17 protein-coding genes are annotated in these 20,480 nt (G+C 52.8%); 12 read left to right on the top strand and 5 right to left on the bottom strand.

Annotated features, from left to right (window positions below):
* Positions 1-13: 13 nt before the first annotated feature.
* From BUQ90_RS17015 to BUQ90_RS17055, 9 genes are read left to right on the top strand one after another with little or no spacing between them, the layout of a single operon-like run.
* Positions 14-1,222: a lipopolysaccharide biosynthesis protein gene (locus BUQ90_RS17015; protein ID WP_159437133.1), complete on the top strand. Its 1,209-nt coding sequence runs from the start codon at positions 14-16 to the stop codon at positions 1,220-1,222.
* Positions 1,215-1,760, top strand: a complete 546-nt coding sequence (locus BUQ90_RS17020; protein ID WP_074206266.1) for an acyltransferase — start codon at positions 1,215-1,217, stop codon at positions 1,758-1,760. Before BUQ90_RS17015 ends, BUQ90_RS17020 begins: the two co-directional genes overlap by 8 nt.
* Positions 1,744-2,826, top strand: coding sequence for a hypothetical protein (locus tag BUQ90_RS17025; RefSeq protein ID WP_074206267.1), 1,083 nt, complete (start codon positions 1,744-1,746; stop codon positions 2,824-2,826). Before BUQ90_RS17020 ends, BUQ90_RS17025 begins: the two co-directional genes overlap by 17 nt.
* Positions 2,823-3,932: a glycosyltransferase family 4 protein gene (locus BUQ90_RS17030; RefSeq protein ID WP_074206268.1), complete on the top strand. Its 1,110-nt coding sequence runs from the start codon at positions 2,823-2,825 to the stop codon at positions 3,930-3,932. The genes BUQ90_RS17025 and BUQ90_RS17030 overlap by 4 nt, the downstream gene beginning before the upstream one ends.
* A 16-nt stretch (positions 3,933-3,948) precedes the next feature.
* Positions 3,949-5,079 carry a glycosyltransferase gene (locus tag BUQ90_RS17035; protein ID WP_074206269.1) on the top strand — a complete coding sequence of 377 codons (1,131 nt, stop codon included), beginning with the start codon at positions 3,949-3,951 and terminating at the stop codon, positions 5,077-5,079.
* 56 nt (positions 5,080-5,135) lie between these two features.
* Positions 5,136-6,146, top strand: a complete 1,011-nt coding sequence (locus BUQ90_RS17040) for an SDR family NAD(P)-dependent oxidoreductase (protein WP_275425823.1) — start codon at positions 5,136-5,138, stop codon at positions 6,144-6,146.
* Positions 6,143-7,258, top strand: coding sequence for a polysaccharide biosynthesis C-terminal domain-containing protein (locus BUQ90_RS17045; RefSeq protein WP_074206270.1), 1,116 nt, complete (start codon positions 6,143-6,145; stop codon positions 7,256-7,258). The genes BUQ90_RS17040 and BUQ90_RS17045 overlap by 4 nt, the downstream gene beginning before the upstream one ends.
* Before the next feature lies 1 nt (position 7,259).
* Complete coding sequence (gene wecB, locus BUQ90_RS17050; protein ID WP_074206271.1) at positions 7,260-8,417, top strand: non-hydrolyzing UDP-N-acetylglucosamine 2-epimerase; 1,158 nt, start codon at positions 7,260-7,262, stop codon at positions 8,415-8,417.
* Complete coding sequence (locus BUQ90_RS17055) at positions 8,398-9,672, top strand: glycosyltransferase family 4 protein (protein ID WP_074206272.1); 1,275 nt, start codon at positions 8,398-8,400, stop codon at positions 9,670-9,672. Before wecB ends, BUQ90_RS17055 begins: the two co-directional genes overlap by 20 nt.
* Here the strand turns inward: BUQ90_RS17055 and BUQ90_RS17060 are convergent.
* From BUQ90_RS17060 to BUQ90_RS17080, 5 genes are all read right to left on the bottom strand, one after another.
* Positions 9,669-10,865 carry a hybrid nucleoside-diphosphate sugar epimerase/sugar transferase gene (locus BUQ90_RS17060; protein WP_074206529.1) on the bottom strand — a complete coding sequence of 399 codons (1,197 nt, stop codon included), beginning with the start codon at positions 10,863-10,865 and terminating at the stop codon, positions 9,669-9,671. The genes BUQ90_RS17055 and BUQ90_RS17060 overlap by 4 nt on opposite strands.
* Positions 10,866-10,972: 107 nt before the next feature.
* Complete coding sequence (locus BUQ90_RS17065; RefSeq protein ID WP_159437134.1) at positions 10,973-12,157, bottom strand: hypothetical protein; 1,185 nt, start codon at positions 12,155-12,157, stop codon at positions 10,973-10,975.
* Positions 12,158-12,166: 9 nt separating this feature from the next.
* Positions 12,167-14,320: a GumC family protein gene (locus tag BUQ90_RS17070; protein WP_204244813.1), complete on the bottom strand. Its 2,154-nt coding sequence runs from the start codon at positions 14,318-14,320 to the stop codon at positions 12,167-12,169.
* Between the two features lie 117 nt (positions 14,321-14,437).
* Positions 14,438-15,130: a polysaccharide biosynthesis/export family protein gene (locus BUQ90_RS17075; RefSeq protein WP_239447478.1), complete on the bottom strand. Its 693-nt coding sequence runs from the start codon at positions 15,128-15,130 to the stop codon at positions 14,438-14,440.
* A 131-nt stretch (positions 15,131-15,261) separates the two neighbouring features.
* Entirely contained in the window at positions 15,262-16,428 is a 1,167-nt protein-coding gene (locus tag BUQ90_RS17080) for an O-antigen ligase family protein (protein ID WP_159437135.1), read from the bottom strand.
* A 465-nt stretch (positions 16,429-16,893) separates the two neighbouring features.
* Here BUQ90_RS17080 and cysD point away from each other — a divergent pair, with 465 nt between their 5' ends.
* From cysD to BUQ90_RS17095, 3 genes are read left to right on the top strand one after another with little or no spacing between them, the layout of a single operon-like run.
* Positions 16,894-17,793: a sulfate adenylyltransferase subunit CysD gene (gene cysD, locus BUQ90_RS17085; protein ID WP_074206276.1), complete on the top strand. Its 900-nt coding sequence runs from the start codon at positions 16,894-16,896 to the stop codon at positions 17,791-17,793.
* Positions 17,793-19,733: a sulfate adenylyltransferase subunit CysN gene (cysN, locus tag BUQ90_RS17090; protein ID WP_074206277.1), complete on the top strand. Its 1,941-nt coding sequence runs from the start codon at positions 17,793-17,795 to the stop codon at positions 19,731-19,733. The genes cysD and cysN overlap by 1 nt, the downstream gene beginning before the upstream one ends.
* Positions 19,730-20,473 (top strand): 3'(2'),5'-bisphosphate nucleotidase CysQ, encoded by a 744-nt coding sequence (locus tag BUQ90_RS17095; protein WP_239447461.1) that lies wholly within the window; start codon positions 19,730-19,732, stop codon positions 20,471-20,473. Before cysN ends, BUQ90_RS17095 begins: the two co-directional genes overlap by 4 nt.
* The last annotated feature ends 7 nt before the right edge of the window (positions 20,474-20,480 follow it).

The raw sequence follows: 20,480 nt of genomic DNA on the forward strand, positions 1-20,480 counted from the left end.
ATCCGGTGCAATAATGCCAAAGCACATGGGAATCGCAAATTCGACGGCCTTGATGTCCGGTTCAGGCGCTGTTGGCCAGGCGCTGCAACTTGTTGGCATCATTTTGCTGACGCAGGTTTATGCGGTAGAATCCTTTGGCGAGCTAACGCTGGCGATCAATACTGCAGCGCTGTGTGCAATTGCATTTGGCCTGCAACTGCATCTTGCCATCCCAACGGTCAGAGATGAAAGAACAGTAAACGACATTGCTCACGCGATCGTATGTAACGCCTTGATTCTTGGTGCTATATCGACTGCCGTACTTCTTTTGCTTGATGGAATTCTGGCAACGGGTGCTCTCATTGGAATATTGGTTTGCCTGTCCAATAGCAGCAGAGCCATGCTGGTTCGATTGAACAGGATCCACCTTGTTGCGCTCGCCAATCTGGGCCGTGCTGTATGCATCGTTGGTGGTCAGGCGGTGATGGTCAATCTCGAACTGAACGGACTGGTAGCCGGATTAATTTTTGGCGAAGCGTGCATTTGCCTGTTCCTGTTTTTGAAAAGCCGTCAGAGACTCCGGCTGTTCAGCCATGTTAAACAGGGACTCCAAAAGGCAACAATTGCAAAGTTTTCAGACTTCTCATTCTGGGGAACAATTCAGGAATTCGTTTCCGTGGCAGTCGTGTTTATGCCATTTTTTCTTTGTGCAAGACTATTCTCCGAAGCCGAGCTGGGAAATTTCGGAATGGCACACCGATTGATATGGGGGCCGGTAGTCGTTGTGTCAGTTGGTTTTGGCTGGGCTTTTCTCGGTGCTGTGGGTCAAAAGCCATCGCAGTTTTTCGAGGTGCTGAAACAAATCCGATATTATCACCTGCTGTTGCTGGCAATTGTGGGGGTCAGCCTTTCCTGGATCGTTCTTCAACCGATCATGTTATTCATTCTGTCGACCGAATGGATGTTGGCAGCCCGAATAAGCCCGATAATGTTCAGCGCGGCGATTGTGTTCCTCGCCTCCTCCCCGTTCCGCCAGATGATCAGGATTTGCAAAAAACAAAAATGGCAACTGGGCATCGATTTCATGACGATAATATTCATTGCCCTTACTCTGCTCTTCCCATATCGCTCCGCGTTCGACTGGATCACAATGATTGGAGCAGTTTTGATCGTGCAGAATCTTGCCACCATTCTGTGTGGCTGGATCGCCGCGAACAACTACAGGGAACCGGAGAATGTCTAGGCTTTCATCATTAAAGACATCAATTATTCACCGAATCTGGCTACTCAAGGGAGCCCTGCATTACGCCAGGAAGATCGGTGTGGATGTTGAAGGTCCGGTGTATTTTTACGGACTCAAACCCGGCGCGTTTGGTAGTGAGCCATGGCTCGTGAAACTGGGGAAAAATGTACACATCGTTTCCGGAACAAATTTTGTGACGCATGACGGTGGCACATTGGTTCTGCGTCATTTGGATCCAGATCTGGAATTAACCGACAGAATTGTTGTCGGCGACAATGTGTATTTCGGCATGGGCGCACTCGTTTTGCCGGGAGTTACGATTGGCAGCAACGTTGTTGTCGGCGCACGCTCAGTGGTGACAAAGGATGTTCCGGACAATTCCGTTGTGGCCGGTGTCCCGGCCCGCATCATCCGAACATTTGATGAATATCTGGACTCCGCGCGCAAACGCTCGCTTGGCTTTGGCAGATTGCAGGGCCCAGAAAAAGACAAGGCTTTGCGGGCATATTTTGCAAAGAAATATGATGACATTAAGTGACAGGAAAAAATTTGGATATGGCTGCGTGGTCACACTGCTGGCCAGCTCCTATCTGTACTATCTATTTATTGGGGATGCGTATCTGTATTCCCTGGATAATCTCTGGTCACGTCCTGCCAATATCCATGATCACAAGATTTACTATAACTATATAAATTACCGATCAGCATTTGAATTCCGGTTATTTGACAATAATTATGGAATTTCTTTTATATACAACCTGTTGCCTGGGCGTGACATTCAACAGGTTTCATTTGCCGTCAATTGCTTTTTCCTGGGGATCTACGGAATCCTCTATGTAAAAATTTGCGAGAAACTTGATCTTCCGATCCAGTCCTTTCTGTTGATCATGTTAAATACATCGGTGCTTTATTTTTCACTGCTGATCAACAAGGACATGATTACGCTCGCGATAGTGGTTGCCGCCCTTTATTTCGGATTGTGCCGAAAGTGGACTTATGTTTTGTTGCTGATTATTCCTGCTTTTCTGATCAGACAGCAACTGGTTTACTTCATTGCTTCTTTCATGGCATTGTCCATTTTGACGCAAAAAAGCCTGAAGTTCAATACGATAGCCTTGTTCAGTGTCACCAGTGTACTCGGGATCCTTGTGCTACGTGCGGAAAGCTTCATTTCGCTCGATACACTGGGTGAGGGCTTTACGGGACAAATCACGCGATATTTTTATCAGAATCCCATCCTCGCTCCATTCGGAGTGCCGCTTCGAATTGCGCTGTATCAATGGGAATTTTTTGGTAGTGTATTTATCTACGAGAATGGCCAGATCGATGCCGCGAAATTCCTGCGAGCACCCGCTGCCATTTATTTGTTGCTACAGATCCCCATAGCCTTTGGTGCCTATGTAAAAGGCCGGGCACACTGGGACGGGAACCTGAAAATCACTTATTACTGCCTGATCTCAATCTTCGCCGCCATATTGTTGAATCCGCAGATCAACGGCAGATATTACACGGTTCTCGTTCCCGTTCTTTTTGTCTTCATCGCGTTGCTAAAAAGGACATCGAAGAAAGCGGACAATCAAGATCCGGGCTTGGCCAGACGATGACCTGTATCCTTTATGCCGGAAATTTCCGGCTGAATCCTGTTGATGCTGCCGGAAAACGCGTTCTCGAACTGTCTCTTGGAATGCATCTTCTGGGTCATGAAGTCTACCTGCTTCCCATGAACAGCGCAAACGGAGTGCCAGTCCTGTTTGAACCCGGGAATCTGTATGAGGCGGCGGGAGACTGTCGGGATCGCTCATACCGGGACATAGTGTCAACAGGCATCCGTGCCACAAAGTCGCGAAGCTACTCCCACGTGATCCTGTACAATCCGAGTTCGGCATTGGCCCTGGCATGTCTTGTCAGATCGAAGGTCAGCGGATTCAAGGCGGTGCTCGATTGCACCGAATGGTACGAATCCAGTCATCTGGATTCCGTCCATGCAAAACTGGAAGTCATCGCCAGGATGTACGTCATCTACCGAATGTTTCGTCGAGCAATTCTGGTATCTCCGTTTCTGGACAGCCAGCTTTCGATTGCCAACTCTGCGGTTATTCCTCCACTCGTCAGAAAAGACCGAATTCTCGATGGACCACGCGAACGGGATTTCGCAACAGGCGACACAGTGCGGTTTTTATATGCCGGCTTTCCAGGGGCAAAGGACAAGGTTCGATTGCTTGCTGATTCCCTGCACGAAATTGCACCCCGACTGCCCTTCGCCTGTGAATTGCATATTGCGGGTCCCGAGCATTCCGAATTGGCAAATCTGTTTCCTGCCTCCACTGACAAGTTTACGACGGTTGCTCACGGACGCCTGAAATCAGAAGATCTTGTAACGCTGTATCAGCAGAGCGATTTCTCGGCGGTATTCCGGGACGATGCGCGATATGAAAAAGCCGGCTTTCCAACCAAGGCGGTCGAAAGCTGGGCTCAAGGTGTGCCGGTCATGGTCCTTGACCATTCAACTTTCGCCCGCAACGCAAGCGCTTTCGATGCGGTCGTAACATTGAACAGTACAGATATAAGCAGCGCCCTGGCCCAGTCTCTGACGAGCTTGTACTCCAGCAGATCTGCCTATAACAAAAAATCCCGAGGCGCGCTTCAGCTGGCCCGTGAACAGCATGTTGCGGAATCCTACCTGGACGATATCAGCAAGGTCCTCAGGTAAAGGCTGGTCGACAGAAATGATTATTGGCATTGATGGCACGCGAAGCCGCTCCGGAGGAGCAATTGGCTACCTGAAAAACATTTTTGAAAATGGCGATCCGCGCGATTTTGGCATCTCGGAAGTACATCTTTGGGCGGCACCGCATATACTTGACGCCATACCCGATCGGACATGGCTGAAACCTCATTCCATTGGCTCAGCTGCCGATCATCTTTTACGCGAAGTTTTCTGGCAGCGCACGAAACTTCCAAAAGAGCTTGATCGCACGGGCTGCAACTTGCTGTACATCCCGAATGGCGTCTCGGTATGCAGATACAAGCCCCAGGTAGCAATGTGCCGGGATCTTTTGTGTTTCGAACCTGGACAGCGGGAACTTTACCCGTGGCACTCGAAACAGCAAATCAGGTTGCGACTTAACCGCTGGCTACAGTTGCGAACTTATTCAAACGCCGAAAAAGTGATTTTCTTGTCCGAATATGCCCGTGATCTGGTTGCAGAATATCTGGATGATGACCCGGAAGAATTCCCGATCATTCCTCATGGTGTCAACCGGGAACAGTTCTATCCTTCTGAACAGTCAGAGACACGAACGCGCAGCACGCTCAAGATCACATATGTTTCCAATCTCGACGCATACAAGCACCAGTGGAACGTCATAGAAGGCGTGGCCGCTGCGCGCGTTTCCGGAGTTCAGGCAACATTGAACCTCGTCGGGAACATGGACAGCCCCTTTCGCGAGCGACTGGAATCAGCAATGAATGCCTATGATCCGGAAGGAGAATGGATAAATCTGGCCGGGCAGCGTTCATCAAAAGAGGTGGGAGAGATTCTTCGTCAATCTGATGCATTTCTTTATGCCTCGTCATGCGAAAACCTCCCCAATTCACTCATTGAAGCAATGGCGTCCGGATTGCCCATCCTGTCCTCGGACAAGGGACCCATGCCGTCAATTCTAAACGAAACTGCTATCTTGTTTGATCCATTTTCCCCCGTTTCCATCAAGGATGCCATCATGCTTTTGGCAGCCGAGCCGGAACAGATGACCAGTCTGGGAAAGAAGACTTACGAGTTGAGCAAAGCCTATAGCTGGTCAAATTCGGCAAACCAGCTATGGAAAACGTTGGGCGCCGGCGGCGCAAATGGTTAAATCATCCTCTCAACAGAAACGACAGGACACTCTTGGTGAAAACAACTAGAAACACAGTGCTCATTACCGGCGGAACAGGATCATTTGGGAAAATGATGCTGAAGGATATCTTGGAGAAAGGTGTCTCTGAACTGCGGATTCTGAGCAGGGACGAAGAGAAACAGGACGCACTCCGTAACGACCTGCAGGATGACCGTGTTCGATATTATATTGGTGACGTCCGGAATCGCGACAGTGTTGACCGGGCCATGGCGGGAGTAGATTGCGTTTTTCATGCGGCTGCCCTCAAACAGGTGCCGTCGTGCGAATTTTTTCCCCTGGAAGCCGTCAAGACAAATGTGCTCGGTTCCGAGAACGTGATCAGATCTGCCATTGCCAGTGGCGTTGGCAGTCTGGTCTGCCTGTCAACCGACAAGGCTGTTTTCCCGGTCAATGCGATGGGCATGTCCAAGGCGATCATGGAAAAAACTGCCCAGGCAGCCGCCCGGGAATTGGGGGACGACTCTCGCACCACAATATCATGTGTGAGATATGGCAATGTCATGTATTCTCGCGGATCGGCCATTCCTCTTTTTGTAAAACAGATCAAGGCGGGGATTCCAATCACTGTCACCGAACCGAAGATGACAAGATTCCTGATGCCGCTTCGCGACTCCGTGGCGCTGGTAAATCATGCTTTTGACCATGCCAACCAGGGTGATTTGTTCATCAAGAAGTCCCCTGCATCGACGATCATCGATCTGGTAACCGCGTTAAAGAATCTGTTCGGTGCGCCAGAGCACCCGGTTGAATTTATCGGCTGGCGCCATGCGGAAAAGCTCTACGAAACCCTGGCCAGCGCGCAGGAGCTTGCAACATCAGAGGACATGACAGACTATTTCCGCATAACGCTCGACAGCCGGGGCCTGAACTACAAGTCCTACTTCAGTGAAGGTGATCAGAAAACGTCTCAACTGGAAGATTATCATTCGCACAATACTCAAAGACTGTCCGTGAAAGAAGTCGAGTCGCTGTTGCTCAGTTTGCCCGAAATTCAGAAAGAACTCGCGGAAGGACAAGGTCGGTGAAGAAGGTAGCCATTACGGGTGTACAGGGACTTATCGGCTCGCACGCCCATGCCAGACTGCATGCTGCCAATTGCGCGGCCAGGTTCGCGGGAAAGGACATCGTCCATGATATTGTTGCCATTGATCATGCCCTGTTTTCCGATCCAGTCGAACTGGCCGAGGCGCTGGAAGGCGTGGACAGCATCCTCCATTTTGCAGGAGTGAACCGCGGGCCGGAAAACGAAGTTGAAGAAGCCAACCCAAAAATTGCGGACGACCTGATTGCAAGTTGCATCAAGGCCGGGATTTCGCCTCACATTATCTATGCAAATTCCACCCATTCAAGGTCTGACAGTGCGTACGGTCGCTCGAAGAGAGTTGCGGGAGAGAAACTTGAGAATTTTGCCGAAAGATATACGGATTTGACCTTGCCTCACATTTTCGGGGAAGGAGCCCGGCCCTATTACAATAATGTCACTGCAACGCTTGTCGATCAGCTTCTGAAAGAGGAACCGCTGACGATTAATCCGGAAGGGCAGGTAAGCCTGCTGCATGCAGGAGAAGCGGCACAGATCGCTGTCGACGCTATGGACCAGGGCCATACAGGGATTATGGAACCGGAAGGCTTGCCGCTCAGCATAGCGGATCTGGCAAAAAAGCTGCAGACTTTTCATTCCCAATATGTCGGAGAGACCGTGCCGGAGCTCTCAACCGTTTTTGACGTGCAGCTTTTCAACACTTATCGCTCGGCAACCTACCCCGAGGGCTGGCCGCGTCAGGTCGAGTTGAATGTGGACGATCGCGGAGTGCTGTTTGAGGCAGTCAAGGCTTCGAGCGGACAGACCTTTATGTCTGTGACAAAACCCGGAATAGTTCGCGGCGATCATTTCCACATCAACAAGATCGAGCGCTTCCTCGTCATCCAGGGTGAAGCAATGATCCGGATACGGCATATACTTGGCAACACTGTGCGGGAATTTCGCGTGTGCGGTGAAAAACCGGTATTTATCGATATGCCCACTTTGCACACGCACAATATTGAGAATATTGGTTCAACGCCGCTGCTGACAATGTTCTGGAGCAACGAGATATTCGATCCTGAATATCCCGACACTTATGCAGACAAGGTATGACATGACAAAACTCAAGGTTGTTACGATCCTTGGCACTCGGCCGGAGATCATAAGGCTCTCACAGGTAATGAAGGGGCTGCGTTTGTACTGTGATCATGTACTGGTGCATACCGGACAGAACTGGGACTATGAACTGAACGAGGTGTTCTTCGAGGATCTCGAGATTCCAAAACCGGATTATTTTCTGGGCGTCGGAGGCGGAAGTCTCGGAGAAACGCTTGGTGGAATTCTTGCGGAAACGGAAAAAGTTCTGGAAAAAGAAGCGCCCGATGCGGTTCTCATTCTTGGAGATACCAATTCCGCGATATCGGCCATTATGGCGCGCCGCATGAAAATCCCGATCTACCACATGGAGGCAGGCAATAGGTCATTTGACCGGAATGTGCCCGAGGAAACGAACAGGTTGCTGGTAGATCATATTGCGGATTTCAATCTGGTATATACGGAACATGCGCGCCGGCATCTCCTGACGGAAGGTATTGCCCACCGCAGGATAAATCTGACTGGGAGCCCCATGCGTGAGGTGCTGGATCAATTCTCCCGGCAAATAGCGGAATCGGAGATTCTTTCCACGCTCGGCCTGACCCGGGGGGAGTTTTTTGTCGTCTCACTTCACCGCGAAGAAAATGTCGACAATCAGGCCAGACTAAAGGTCTTGCTGGAAGCGCTAAACGAACTTGGCGAAAAATATGGCTATCCGCTCGTGGTCTCGACCCACCCGAGAACGAGACAGCGCCTGGAAAAACTTGACATGTCAGTTCACAAAAACGTGGCTTTTGAAAAACCATTTGGTTTTCACGACTATAACAGGCTTCAAAAAAGTGCCTTTTGCGTGATTTCGGACAGTGGCACCATTGCTGAAGAAGCATCGATTCTGGGTTTTCCGGCAATAACACCACGCGACGCTATCGAACGTCCGGAAGGTATTGACGTTGGCTGCATCATGATGACGGGTGTCGACAAGGAGTCAATTGTAAACGCCGTCGAAATCGTCACGCGAATGTACGAGGAACGCGGGAAAGACGGATCAGGCATTCCGATACCTGCTGACTATACCATCACGAACACGTCCGAACGGGTCGTCAAGCACATCCTTGGAACAGCGCGAGTTTCGAACAAGTGGGACGGCATCCGCCTCAATGATCAAGAAAGCGCCTGAGTTGAAAATCGCATTCATTTCCCAGTATTTTCATCCCGAGCCCTTTTCCAATACGGACATGGTCAGGGCATTGCTTGAAAATGGGCATTCCGTCGACGTATTTTGCTGTGTCCCCAATTATCCGGCCGGCGAATTTTACGAGGGATATTCGAACCGCGATCGACGTGAGGAGGAATTGCACGGCGCAAATGTGTATCGTGCCTGGACGCTGCCGCGCGGCAAATCGAAAATCGCGCTACTGCTGAACTATCTGACCTTCCCGGTAACAGCATCGTGGCAGATCGCACGCAAATTGAAACAGGCGGATGTTGCTCTGGTCTCCATGCCCTCCCCGCTGACCCAGGCAATTGCCGGCATTTTCCTGAAACGCACAAAAGGAGTGCCATTGGTCTATTGGGTACAGGACATCTGGCCTGAAAGCCCAATATTGACCCTAAATCTGAAAAGTGCCCTGATCGTCAAACCGCTGGAATGGATCTGTGGCTGGATTTATCGGCAGGCGGATCTGGTTCTGGTCCAGAGCAAACAGTTCCCGGCCATGATCGAGAGATTCGACGTACAGTCAAACAAAATTCGTTTTTTGCCCAACACTGCACCGGAAGAATATGCACCAAAAACGCGAGACGAAAGCAAGGACGAGGCGTGCCTTGTACCCCAAAATGGTTTTCGTCTTATGTTTGCGGGCAATATCGGCGAAAGTCAGGATTTCGATACCCTGATCGAGGCGGCCCGGTTGCTGCGTGCAGAAACGGCACTCGTCTGGGTGATCATCGGCGGAGGGCGAGGTCTGGAATCTGCGCGCAAGCGGATAACCGATCTGGGTCTGGAAGATCAGTTTTTGTTCCTGGGTCGCCACCCCATGAACAGGATGCCCAATTTCTTTTCACATGCAGACGCCATGCTGGTCAGTCTCAAGGACAATGCGATATTCAATCTGACCGTGCCGTTCAAAATGCAATGTTACCTGGCGTGCGGGAAACCAATTGTCGGCTCACTGAATGGCGAAGGTGCCCGCATTCTCGAACAATCCGGAGCGGGCTATGTCGCCGAAGCATCCAGTCCGGCAAAACTGGCTGAAACGATACGCAAAATGGTCAGTTCCAGTGCAGCAGAACGTCAGAAAATGTCCGAACTTGCGCGCACCTATTTTCTTGAAAGATATTCCCGGGACAAAGTCTACGGAGACCTGATCGCATGGTTGAGAGAAGCGTCCGAAAATGTTGACAGCAAGGCCTCCTCGACCGCGGGCACCTAATTCCGAACCCGGTCTCCCAGTCCGCGACCGGTAAGCGTTCCCAACAAGATCCCGATGTCGGCGGTGATGCTTTTCCTTACCAGATACTGAGCATCAACGGTCGCCAGCCGCTTGGGGTCACTCATGTCGACGTTTCTGACCTGCGCGAACCCTGTGATGCCCGGTTTGATCGTCAAAACATGCTTTCGTCGGCGTTCTTCAATCAGCTGATGCTGGATCGGGAGACAGGGGCGCGGACCAATCAGCGACACATGTCCCCGCAAAATGTTCCACACCTGCGGAAGTTCATCAAGTTTGGTGCGCCGCAACACGGCTCCTATGCGCGTAATGGAGTCTGCCGTGACTTTGTGGGTACCCGCCTGGACCGTACCGGCGTGCATTGTTCGGAATTTTCTGCAAGTAAAAACCTGTCCATGCAGACCAACGCGGTTTTGTGCAAATATTGCCGGTCCCGGAGAAGTAACCCGAATCGCGACCCACAAAGCGGCAAGCAACCACCAGAAGCCCAACACAACGACCAGCACGAATGATGCGTTGAGTATGCTGTCCCAGATTCGATATGGCATATTTCCGGTTACATCGTCAGAAACATGCATCGTCTCGGGAAAATGTGGTTCCACAAGCGAACGGGTGATTGTTGCAACAACCAGGTCCATGGCCACAATCGGTTTCAGAGCCCGGGCAAATGTCAGAACCGCAGGACGCGCAAATTTTGGGAACTTGCTGACCATGGACAACTTTCCCTGAAAAGTTTCTGCGTACACGGCTGGTATCCGGATCTTGGTTATGCTTGTCCCGTTTTGCTGATCCAGCCAATCGGCCGCCTCGGCCTTGCTGACTGAATAGGGATCGCCTCCTGACTGATCGTGAAAGCTTGCAATGTAGACAAATCTCGCAATATTTGCAGATGCTGCAATGTCAAAAACCTGTTTCAGCAATCCCACGTTGACCGCTGTGAACTGCTCCAGATCCGCATCACTGGTGTTGTTGTGAACGGCAAGATGAACCAGGGCTTCGTAGCCTCGAACATGCTGTTCCAGAGAGTCATAGGAACAGCTTGCGCAGTCCGGATGTAGCCTGGCCAGCTGCTCCGGGGACCTGCCAACCAGCAGCAGATCATGACCGTCTGATTTTAGTTTCGGAACCAGATGCCTGCCAATATAGCCACTGGCCCCTGTCACTACGATTTTCATCAACAATCCTTTGTGATCAGCAGGCCGTCGCCGGATCCGGACAAGCCGCATTCTGACCAGGGGCAATTGCAAAAAACACCAGGTGGGCCTCGGTCAAAGGCCGGGCATCATGATGAAACATGAATCTGTACATGCTCGAGGTCGGCAAAAGTTGCCGAGTTATTTGATGTCGGTCGACCGACAAGTTCCAGCCAGACATGGACACAGCCGATTTCCGCGGCAGCAAATTCGAATTGCTGCCTGGTTTTGCTGACTTCAAAGCTGAGCGGTTCCCCGGTTGCTTCTCTCGGACGGGAACATTTCAGTCTGACAAAAAACTGACCCGCAGGCTGTTCGCTGTCTGCCGCAATATCGAGGCGAAATTTGCGGCCCTCGAGGGCCAGCAGCTGGCGCGCGAAGATCTTTTCACCGCTGCTAAATGTCTCGAAGCTGACCATCTCTTTTGCGGGATCGATGTCGGCACTGAAATCGCCTTCGGAAAAGAACTGCCAGTCAAGGGGAGGATAGGCGGGAACCCTCTCAAAGGACGGATTGGCGACGATCTGGCGCTTCTCGTCTGACTCGTCCTGGAGATAGTTGTAGAGAGATTTTGCTTCCGCAAATTTTCCGTAGCCAATCAGGTACCGGAACAGCTCCGTGTCGTTGAAACTGGCAGTTGAAGCGCTGTCACGCGTCAGATTTTGGCGAAGGATTGAGGCATTGGTCAAGGCATCTCGGTCCTTCACAACAACGTCCCAGAATGATCGCGACCAAGGCGGTTTCCGCCTCAGCAACCTTGTGATTGGATTGATCGCCTGCTGATGGTGCAGCGCCTGGCTCATGTTGATGTTCAGCGTACTGGCAGCGGCATAACTTGATCTCATTGCGACGTCGTAGAAACCAAGCAAGGCCTCAAGATCGTTTCGTTCAGCACTGCGCTGAATCATGAGGCCGTTTGTCAGAGGATCCCGCCTGGACAGCTCGACCGCATAGTCTCCCAGCCTGTCAGCCTCCGAAATATCGGGATCAAGCGTCAAAATCGCCAGCGCTTTTGAAGCCGTCGGTTCCAGAACGAAAGCCTTTCTCGCCGTGTCAAATAGTCTGGAGTCGACGATCTCTTCATACGGCTTTGATCCGGAGGCATATTCCCGGTATTCGGCGCTCGCTTTTTGCTGGTGGGCAAAGCCGTCCATTTGCCAAAATGACAGCGCCAGCTCCGTATTGTTTTTTCGAGCAGCGCTGGAGATTGAAAAACAGGCAGCCAAAACGGCCAAGAGAATAGCCGATGACCAGAAAATTATAAGTCGAAACATCAACACCGCCTATGCGCTTGGTGCCGGCAAAGGATCCTGTTGCCCGTAACTGTACTGGTAGTCATAGCCATACCCATAACCCGTCCCACTGGACTTGACCTTGGTAATGATCGCTCCGAAAATCGTTGCATGAGATGATCGCACTCGCCGCAGAGCCGACTCAATACCGCGAACTTTTACCCCGCCGGCTTCGATCGTATAAATGACCCCTTCAACGGCATTGGCCAAAAGCGGAATATCGGCTAGCCCCAGAACCGGCGGCGCATCGACAATTACACAGTCAAACTTCTCTTCCAGATGATCAAAAAGTTTCTTGATCCTGGGACTGCTGAGCAGTTCCGCCGCATTGGGCGGAATTGGGCCGGCTGTCATGACCCAAAACCCCTGATCAGGCATTTTCTGGATGAGGTTGTCAATGTCATCATCGCCCGACAGATAGTTGCTCAGACCCTGCACGTTTTTCTGGTCGATCATCTGGTGAAGAGAGGGATTGCGCATGTCGCCATCGATCAGCAGAACCTTCCGGTTTGTACTGCTCAGCACCGCGGCCAGGGCAAATGCCGAAGTACTCTTGCCTTCGTTCGGGCGGGTGCTGGTCATGAGAAAAGAACGCGGCGCCCCGTGAGACGTCAGAAAAGACAGACTGGTCTGAATGGAAATATAGGCTTCCCAAGCTACCGATTTTTTGTCTTGCAGCATTGAGATAATGTCGTCTTTCCGCATATCGGGCACAGAACCCAACGGCGCAAGATTCAGCCTGTTTTTCAGATCCGATGGGTCCTTGATGGTTTGATCAATCTGCTCCGACACCACAACATAGGCGCCCGCCAGCCCCAGACCCATGAGCATGGCGAGCGCCATGTTAAGCAATATCCGGGGGCTGGAAGGCTGTTCCGGTGCCAGGGCCGGATCAACAACTGCGATATTGTTGCTACCCACCCCGGCAACACCAATCTCTTTGTACCGCTGAAGCAACCCGTTATAAAGCTGGCGGTTGGTATCAACCTCCCGCTGAAAAATATTGTACTGGATTGTATCCTGGCGTTCCCCGCTGAACTTGGATTTCAGTTGCGCTACCTGGTTTTGCAGGTTGCGTTCCCGTTTCAGCGCCTCACTATACCGCGTAAGTGCGCCCGTTCGCATTCGCAACTCTTCCTTTTCGATACTCTCATCAAGGTCAGATATTTGCCTTTCAAGCGCTTTCGCGGTGGGATATTCCGGTTCGAACTGGACCAGTATCTTGGCGTATTCAGATGCAATTTCAGCTCGTTTTTGACGCATGCCGTTGATCGCCGGATTTTCGATTGCGTCCTTGTTAAGACCATTTTGATCGGCCTGAGCCTGAGCAGCAATGCGATCGGCCGTCGCATCCGTCAGCGCCTTGTTCAAAGCTGCGAGATTGGACGAGATCAAGGTATCACCACCTACCGTGCTCCCCTCGGCGTCCCTTGTCGTAGAAAGCGTTACAATTTCCTTGTTGTCAGCATAGCGAACAAGCCGTCGTTCCGAATCCTCCAGCCTGGCACGCAATTGCGCAAGCCGTTCCTCAAGGAACTTTCGGGCATCTATTGTGGAATCGAAACGCCTGTCGAGATTAGAGTCCACAAATTGTGCAACCCATGCGTTGGCTATTGAAGCTGACAGCTGCGGATCGGGACTGCGGAAGCTGACATCAACGAGGCTGGAGCCCCGCACCGGGGAAATCGAGACGTTGTCCAGCAGCAATCGTATCGCAAGTTCAAAACGTCGGCGACGGTCTTCGGATGACTGGCGGCTATCACTTCCGGAGATTATGCCGTTCTCGTCGGGGTCAACATTGAACGTCTGAAAAAAAGCATCTCCCGTCGCCAGGTTTTCCGAACGGACCACCCGATCTGCCAGAGACCGGGCTTCGAGCAGGGCATATTGAGTCTGATAGAATTCCAGATTCTGTCCGACATCCTCGGCTTCCAGACCCTCAACATTGGTGACCTTGTCCTGATTGCGGTTGATCTCAATACGGGACGTTGCCGTATAATAGGGCGTCATCAGCAACGTGACGATGATTCCCAGCGCAATTGTACCCAGCACAATACAAGCTATGCCGATGCGATATCGGGACACCGCCTGCCAATATTGCAACAGCAAGGGCACCTGCTCATCGCGGCGGTCGTCGGAGTTCACATCTACTTGATTCATATTGTGTGGACTTGTCGTGTTTTTGGCTTCAACTACCATTGAAAAACTATATCTCCGATCTCTCGCATTGCTCTGTGTTCCCGGTCATGTTTTCTGCAAGCGTTATCTTCTGTTAAACAGGATGATCAATGGAGTTGTGATCAGGGGCGAAGCCTGCAGCACATCCTTGAAAATCCGGCGCGCCTGAGAATCACCGACGATGATCACATCGTTGGCAAATACCTCAGGGTCGGAATAATTTCCCCTACGGATTGCCTTCAGATTGTACAATCCGGCAATTTGCTGACCATCTACGACACGGAAAATCACTACGTTGCTCAGTTTCGCAAACTCAGTGGTACCCCCGGACGTCGCAACCGCACGCATGAGAGTCATACGGCCCACTACGGGATAGAGGCCCGGCTCATTTACTTCTCCATCAACGGTAATCACACGGCTCACCGTTTCTTCCAGGTTTATCGTCACTTCCGGATTTCGAACAAACCGTCCTCGCAAACGGGATTCCATTTCCTCTGCAAGTTCACCAGGTGTCAATCCGGCAGCTTCCACCACACCAATCAGCGGGAATGAGAGACGTCCGCTGGCATCTATCTGAACTTCTTTCTCCAGATCCTCAATTCCGAACACGTCAATCTTCAGTTTGTCGAAGGGTCCGATAAGATAGGGCCGGTTTGCCGCCAGCAGGTCAGATCGCTTGGGCTCGGGAAATGCATCTGTCGAAACAACCTGAACATCCGCGCCCAAGCCAAACTGATTGCTCGCGCAGCCGCCTAGCAACAGCACGACCAGCAGCATTGTCAATTTTTCTCTCATACCAGATCATCCATTGATTTCATTGGTGCAATTTTCCTTCGAAGAGTTTGCGCCATCTTTGGCAATTCCTGGCAAGACCTGTACGCAGAAATTACCAAATAGTCAGTCAAAATTTACCCGGTCTTAACCGATCGTCGCTCCACCCTTTCCAGTGATCCCAACAAGCACAGGGACACAGTGCTGACCATCATTATAATCGGCACCCGAAGCGGATAGTCTCCAGCGCTGGCAAGAGCCATTACTCCCAAGATCGACAAGTTGGCAATGACCAGTCGTCGTTGGCCGGAATAGGCCCGTGTATTGCGAAACACGTCAATCGTCTTCGCGGATATCCAGATCAGCAGGGCGATCGCAACAAACACCGCTGCTACACCACCCTCGATCAAGAATTGCAGCCAGTCATTGTGGGCCTGGTTCAAATAGTTAGGTCGCAGCAATTCCAGGCTCTCGTAACGGGTAAATATGTGCTGAAAGGAGCCGAAACCTGATCCGAATGGAAAATAATCCTTCGCCATCTGCCAGAGAACAGGCAGCAAATTAGCGCGAATCCCTTCGAAAAAGCGGGTATTCAAAAGGCGGTCGAGAGCCTCCGCTCTTGCCAGAACGAATGCCAGAGCTATCACTGACAAGAAGGCGACGGCCAGGCCCATGATGATCAGCTTGCGATTCTTCGAAATCTTGTCTGCTGAACGCCGGTTTTTGCGCCTGACCGCGGCATAGTAGAAATATGCGCACGGGAAAATCGCGACCAACATCACCAGAATCCCGGCCCGAGATCCGGTAACCAGGATCAGCGGAATGATTGCGAGGACTGCCAGAGTGATTGCCAGCAGGGAAAGAGTCGATGGATGCCGACCTGCGCCAATGACGGAAAAGTGCCAAGCAAGCATGATAATCACGCTCGCCAGAAATATCGCCTGATGATTGCGGTTCGAAAACAGTCCGACAGCTGCTCCATTATTCGTAATGTCGTAAAAATAGAGTGGTCCGTTTGGCGAACCAAGCAACTGAAGCAGTGCGATTCCTCCGCTCACAAGCCCCAGCACAGCAATAAATGGCATGATCCTGGTTCTCGACTCGGGGGTTTGAATAATGAACAGCAGACATGTGGCCAGAGGGATGCTCATCGAAAACAGGCTGTTCAATGTCTTGGTCGGAGCAAGCGATAACGGACGCCAGTGTTGCTCCATTTCCATCAGTAGCGCAATTTCCAGATATATTTCGCGCTGAGGTAACTGTGTCCAAATCGCTGGCGGCAACGGCACCAGTTGCACAGCCATCAGAATCATCAAGGCCAAAATAAGCAAAAGAGGCATTTTGTGTAGCGCGAGAATTCGCCGATTGCATTGTATCACGGCGTAGGCGCAGAACAATATCGCCAGCGGTCTCAATATAATCAGGGACTGTATGTCGTCTCGTGATCCGCCGCCAAGCGCAAAGACACACAGAATGAAAGTCAGAAAGGCGAAAAGCCTTGCACGATCGGAAGAAAGCGCGGACACCAGCTCTTCAGCCGTTTTGACATGCGTTTTATTTCTAGGCAACGTTGCGGCCCTACCAATCTCACGTGTAATGAACTGCGGTCGAATATCTGCCGGTCGTCACTTATACAAGACTTTTAGTTCGGCCTAGAAAATCTATCCGCCACGCCCGGACAATTTGTATATATGAGCAGGGGTAGCGCACGCAATCCGGCACTTCACAGGCTTCTCGTCTGGAATTATTCACCCCAAAGGAAGGTACCGATGAACCTCACTCACCTCCAGCGCCTCGAATCCGAAGCCATCCACATCATGCGCGAAGTTGTGGCCGAGGCGGAGAAACCCGTCATGCTCTACTCGGTTGGCAAGGACAGTGCGGTCATGCTGCATCTGGCAAAAAAGGCGTTTTATCCGTCGCCTCCCCCCTTCCCGCTGCTTCATATCGCCTCCGGCTGGGACTTCCAGGCGCTGCTCGACCATCGCGATCGCACAGCGAAAGAAATCGGCATGGAGCTGATCGTCGCGCACAACCAGGAAGCCGCCGATGCCGGAATCAATCCGTTTGATGCCCGCGCAGGCGTCTATTCCCAGCAAATGCTGATCGATCCGCTGAAACAGGCGCTGACCGAACATGGGTTTGACGCGGCCTTTGGCGGCGGACGGCGGGACGAAGAGAAGAGCCGGGCGAAAGAGCGGATTTTCTCGTTCCGCTCAAGCAGCCATCGCTGGGATCCGAAGAACCAGCGGCCGGAGCTGTGGAAGCTCTACAACATGAACAAGGCGAAGAGCGAAAGCATCCGTGTCTTCCCGCTGAGCAACTGGACCGAGCTCGATATCTGGCAATATATCCATCTCGAGCAGATCGACATCGTCCCGCTCTATTATGCGGCCAAATTGCCAACCGTGAAGCGCGACGGACTGCTGCTGGTCGTTGACGACGAGCGCATGCGGCTCGAAGAGGGCGAGGTTCCGGAAGAGAAAGTCGTGCGGTTCCGGACGCTGGGCTGTTATCCGCTAACCGGTGCCACCGAAAGTTCAGCGGCAACCCTGCCGGAGATTATCCAGGAAATGCTGCTCGCGACCTCTTCCGAGCGCGAAGGACGCGCGGTTGATCATGATGCCACAGCGAGCATGGAGAAGAAAAAGCAGGAAGGGTATTTCTGATGGCCCGGTCCGATACCGAGCAGCTGGATACCAGCTACCAGACCGAGGCGCTGATCGCCGAGGATATTGACGCTTATCTGGAAAAGCACCAGCACAAGTCGATGTTGCGGTTCATCACCTGCGGGTCGGTGGATGACGGCAAGTCGACGCTGATCGGGCGGCTGCTCTATGACAGCAAGATGATCTTCGAGGATCAGCTGGCCGCGCTCGAAGCCGACAGCAAAAAGGTCGGCACCCAGGGGCAGGAGATTGACTTTGCCCTGCTCGTCGACGGGCTCGCAGCCGAGCGCGAACAGGGCATCACCATCGATGTCGCCTATCGCTTCTTCGCCACCGAGAAACGCAAGTTCATCGTCGCCGATACCCCTGGGCACGAACAATATACCCGCAACATGATCACCGGCGCCTCGACCGCCGATCTGGCGATCATCCTGATCGATGCGCGCCAGGGCATCCTGACCCAGACCCGCCGGCACAGCTATCTCGCGCATCTGATCGGCATCAAAAACCTGGTCGTGGCCGTGAACAAGATGGATCTGGTCGGTTACGATCAGGCCGTTTATGACAAGATCATCGCGGACTATGCGAAATTTGCCACCGAAATCGGTATCGAAAACTTTACGCCAATTCCGATTTCCGGTCTCGCGGGCGACAATATCACGAGCGTTTCGCCCAACACCCCCTGGTATGACGGACCGGATCTGGTTGCGCATCTGGAGACGGTCGAACTGACAAATACGGTCAATCGCACAAAACCGCTGCGGATGCCGGTCCAGTGGGTCAACCGCCCCAACCTCGATTTTCGCGGATTCAGCGGGCAGATTGCCAGCGGCACGATCAAACCCGGTGACGAAGTGCGGGTGCTGCCCTCCGGCAGACGATCCTCGGTCAAGTCGATCGTGACCATGGATGGCGAGCTGGATGAGGCCGTTGCCGGCCAGTCGGTGACGCTGGTGCTGGCTGACGAAATTGACTGTTCGCGCGGCGATGTCATTGCCGCCGCGGATGCCCCGCCGCAAACCGCGGATCAGTTCGAGACCACGCTGGTCTGGATGGATGAAAATGAAATGCTCCCCGGCCGCAGCTACTGGATGAAAATCGGCAGCCAGATGGTCAGCGCCACTGTCCAGACGCCGAAATACCAGATCAACGTCAACAATATGGAGCAACTGGCCGCCAAAACTCTGGAACTGAACGGCATCGGTGTCGCGGAACTGGCCACCGACCGGCAGATTGTGTTCGAGCCCTATGCCGACAATCGCGATCTTGGCGGCTTCATTCTGATCGACAAGCTGACCAATGCCACCGTGGCGGCGGGCATGCTGCACTTCTGTCTGCGGCGGTCGCAAAATGTCCACTGGCAGGCGGTCGATGTGGACCGGAACGCCCATGCCCTGCAGAAGAATCAGGAACCAAGGGTCGTGTGGTTCACCGGCCTGTCCGGATCTGGCAAATCCACCATTGCCAACATGGTCGAAAAACGGCTCCATGCGCTGGGCAAACACAGCTTCCTGCTCGACGGCGACAATGTCCGTCACGGGCTCAACCGGGATCTCGGATTTACCGATGCGGACCGGGTGGAGAATATCCGCCGCATCGGCGAAGTCGCCCGGCTGATGGCGGATGCCGGACTGATTGTGCTGACCGCTTTCATCTCTCCGTTCCGCGCCGAACGGCAGCTGGTCCGGTCGATGCTCCCGGAAGGCGAGTTTTTCGAGGTGTTTGTCGATACCCCGCTGGAAGTGGCGGAAGAGCGCGATGTGAAGGGGCTGTACAAAAAGGCCCGGGCCGGTGAACTGAAAAACTTCACCGGAATTGACAGTGACTATGAAGTCCCGCGCAATCCCGAAATCCGGATCGACACGACCAGAACCAGCCCGGAAGAAGCGGCCGAACTCATCGTGAACAAGATTACCGGCATCTGGTCTTATACCATATGACCCGCAGCGACATGTCCGACGGAGAACTGGCCGAGACCCTGGCCCGCGCGGCTGGTGCGCTGCTGCTTGACCTGCGTACATCCTCCGGGATGGCAGGCCGGGAACTGGGTGATGCCGGAGATGCCGCTGCCAATGAACTGCTGGTCACGGCCCTGCGCAAGGCGCGACCGAATGATGGTCTGTTGTCGGAGGAATCCAAGGATACCAAAGACCGACTGTCACAAAAGCGGGTCTGGATCATCGATCCGGTCGATGGCACCCGGGAATATGGCGAAGGGCGCGACGACTGGGCGGTGCATGTCGGGCTGTCAGTTGACGGCAAGGCTGCCATCGGCGCGGTCGCCCTGCCCGCGCTCGAAATGACCCTGAGCAGCGAGCGGCCCGATATCTCTCCGCGGCGGGCCGATACGCTTCGGATGGTCGTCAGCCGATCGCGACCCGCGAAGGAAGCAGTGGCGGTATCGAAAAAACTGGATGCCGAGCTGATACCGATGGGATCAGCCGGCGCCAAGGCAATGGCAATTGTGCGCGGGGAAGCGGACGTCTATCTCCACTCCGGTGGACAATATGAATGGGACAATTGCGCGCCGGTAGCCGTGGCGCAGGCGCACGGCCTGCATTGCTCGCGGATAGATGGCGGGCCGCTCGCCTATAATTGCCGCAATCCCTATCTTCCTGACCTGCTGATCTGTCACAAGCAGGATGCGGAAACCATTCTGGCACTTGTTGGCAGCAGCTGAACATCAC

It is taken from the genome of Parasphingorhabdus marina DSM 22363 (assembly GCF_900128895.1).
GTDB lineage: Bacteria > Pseudomonadota > Alphaproteobacteria > Sphingomonadales > Sphingomonadaceae > Parasphingorhabdus > Parasphingorhabdus marina.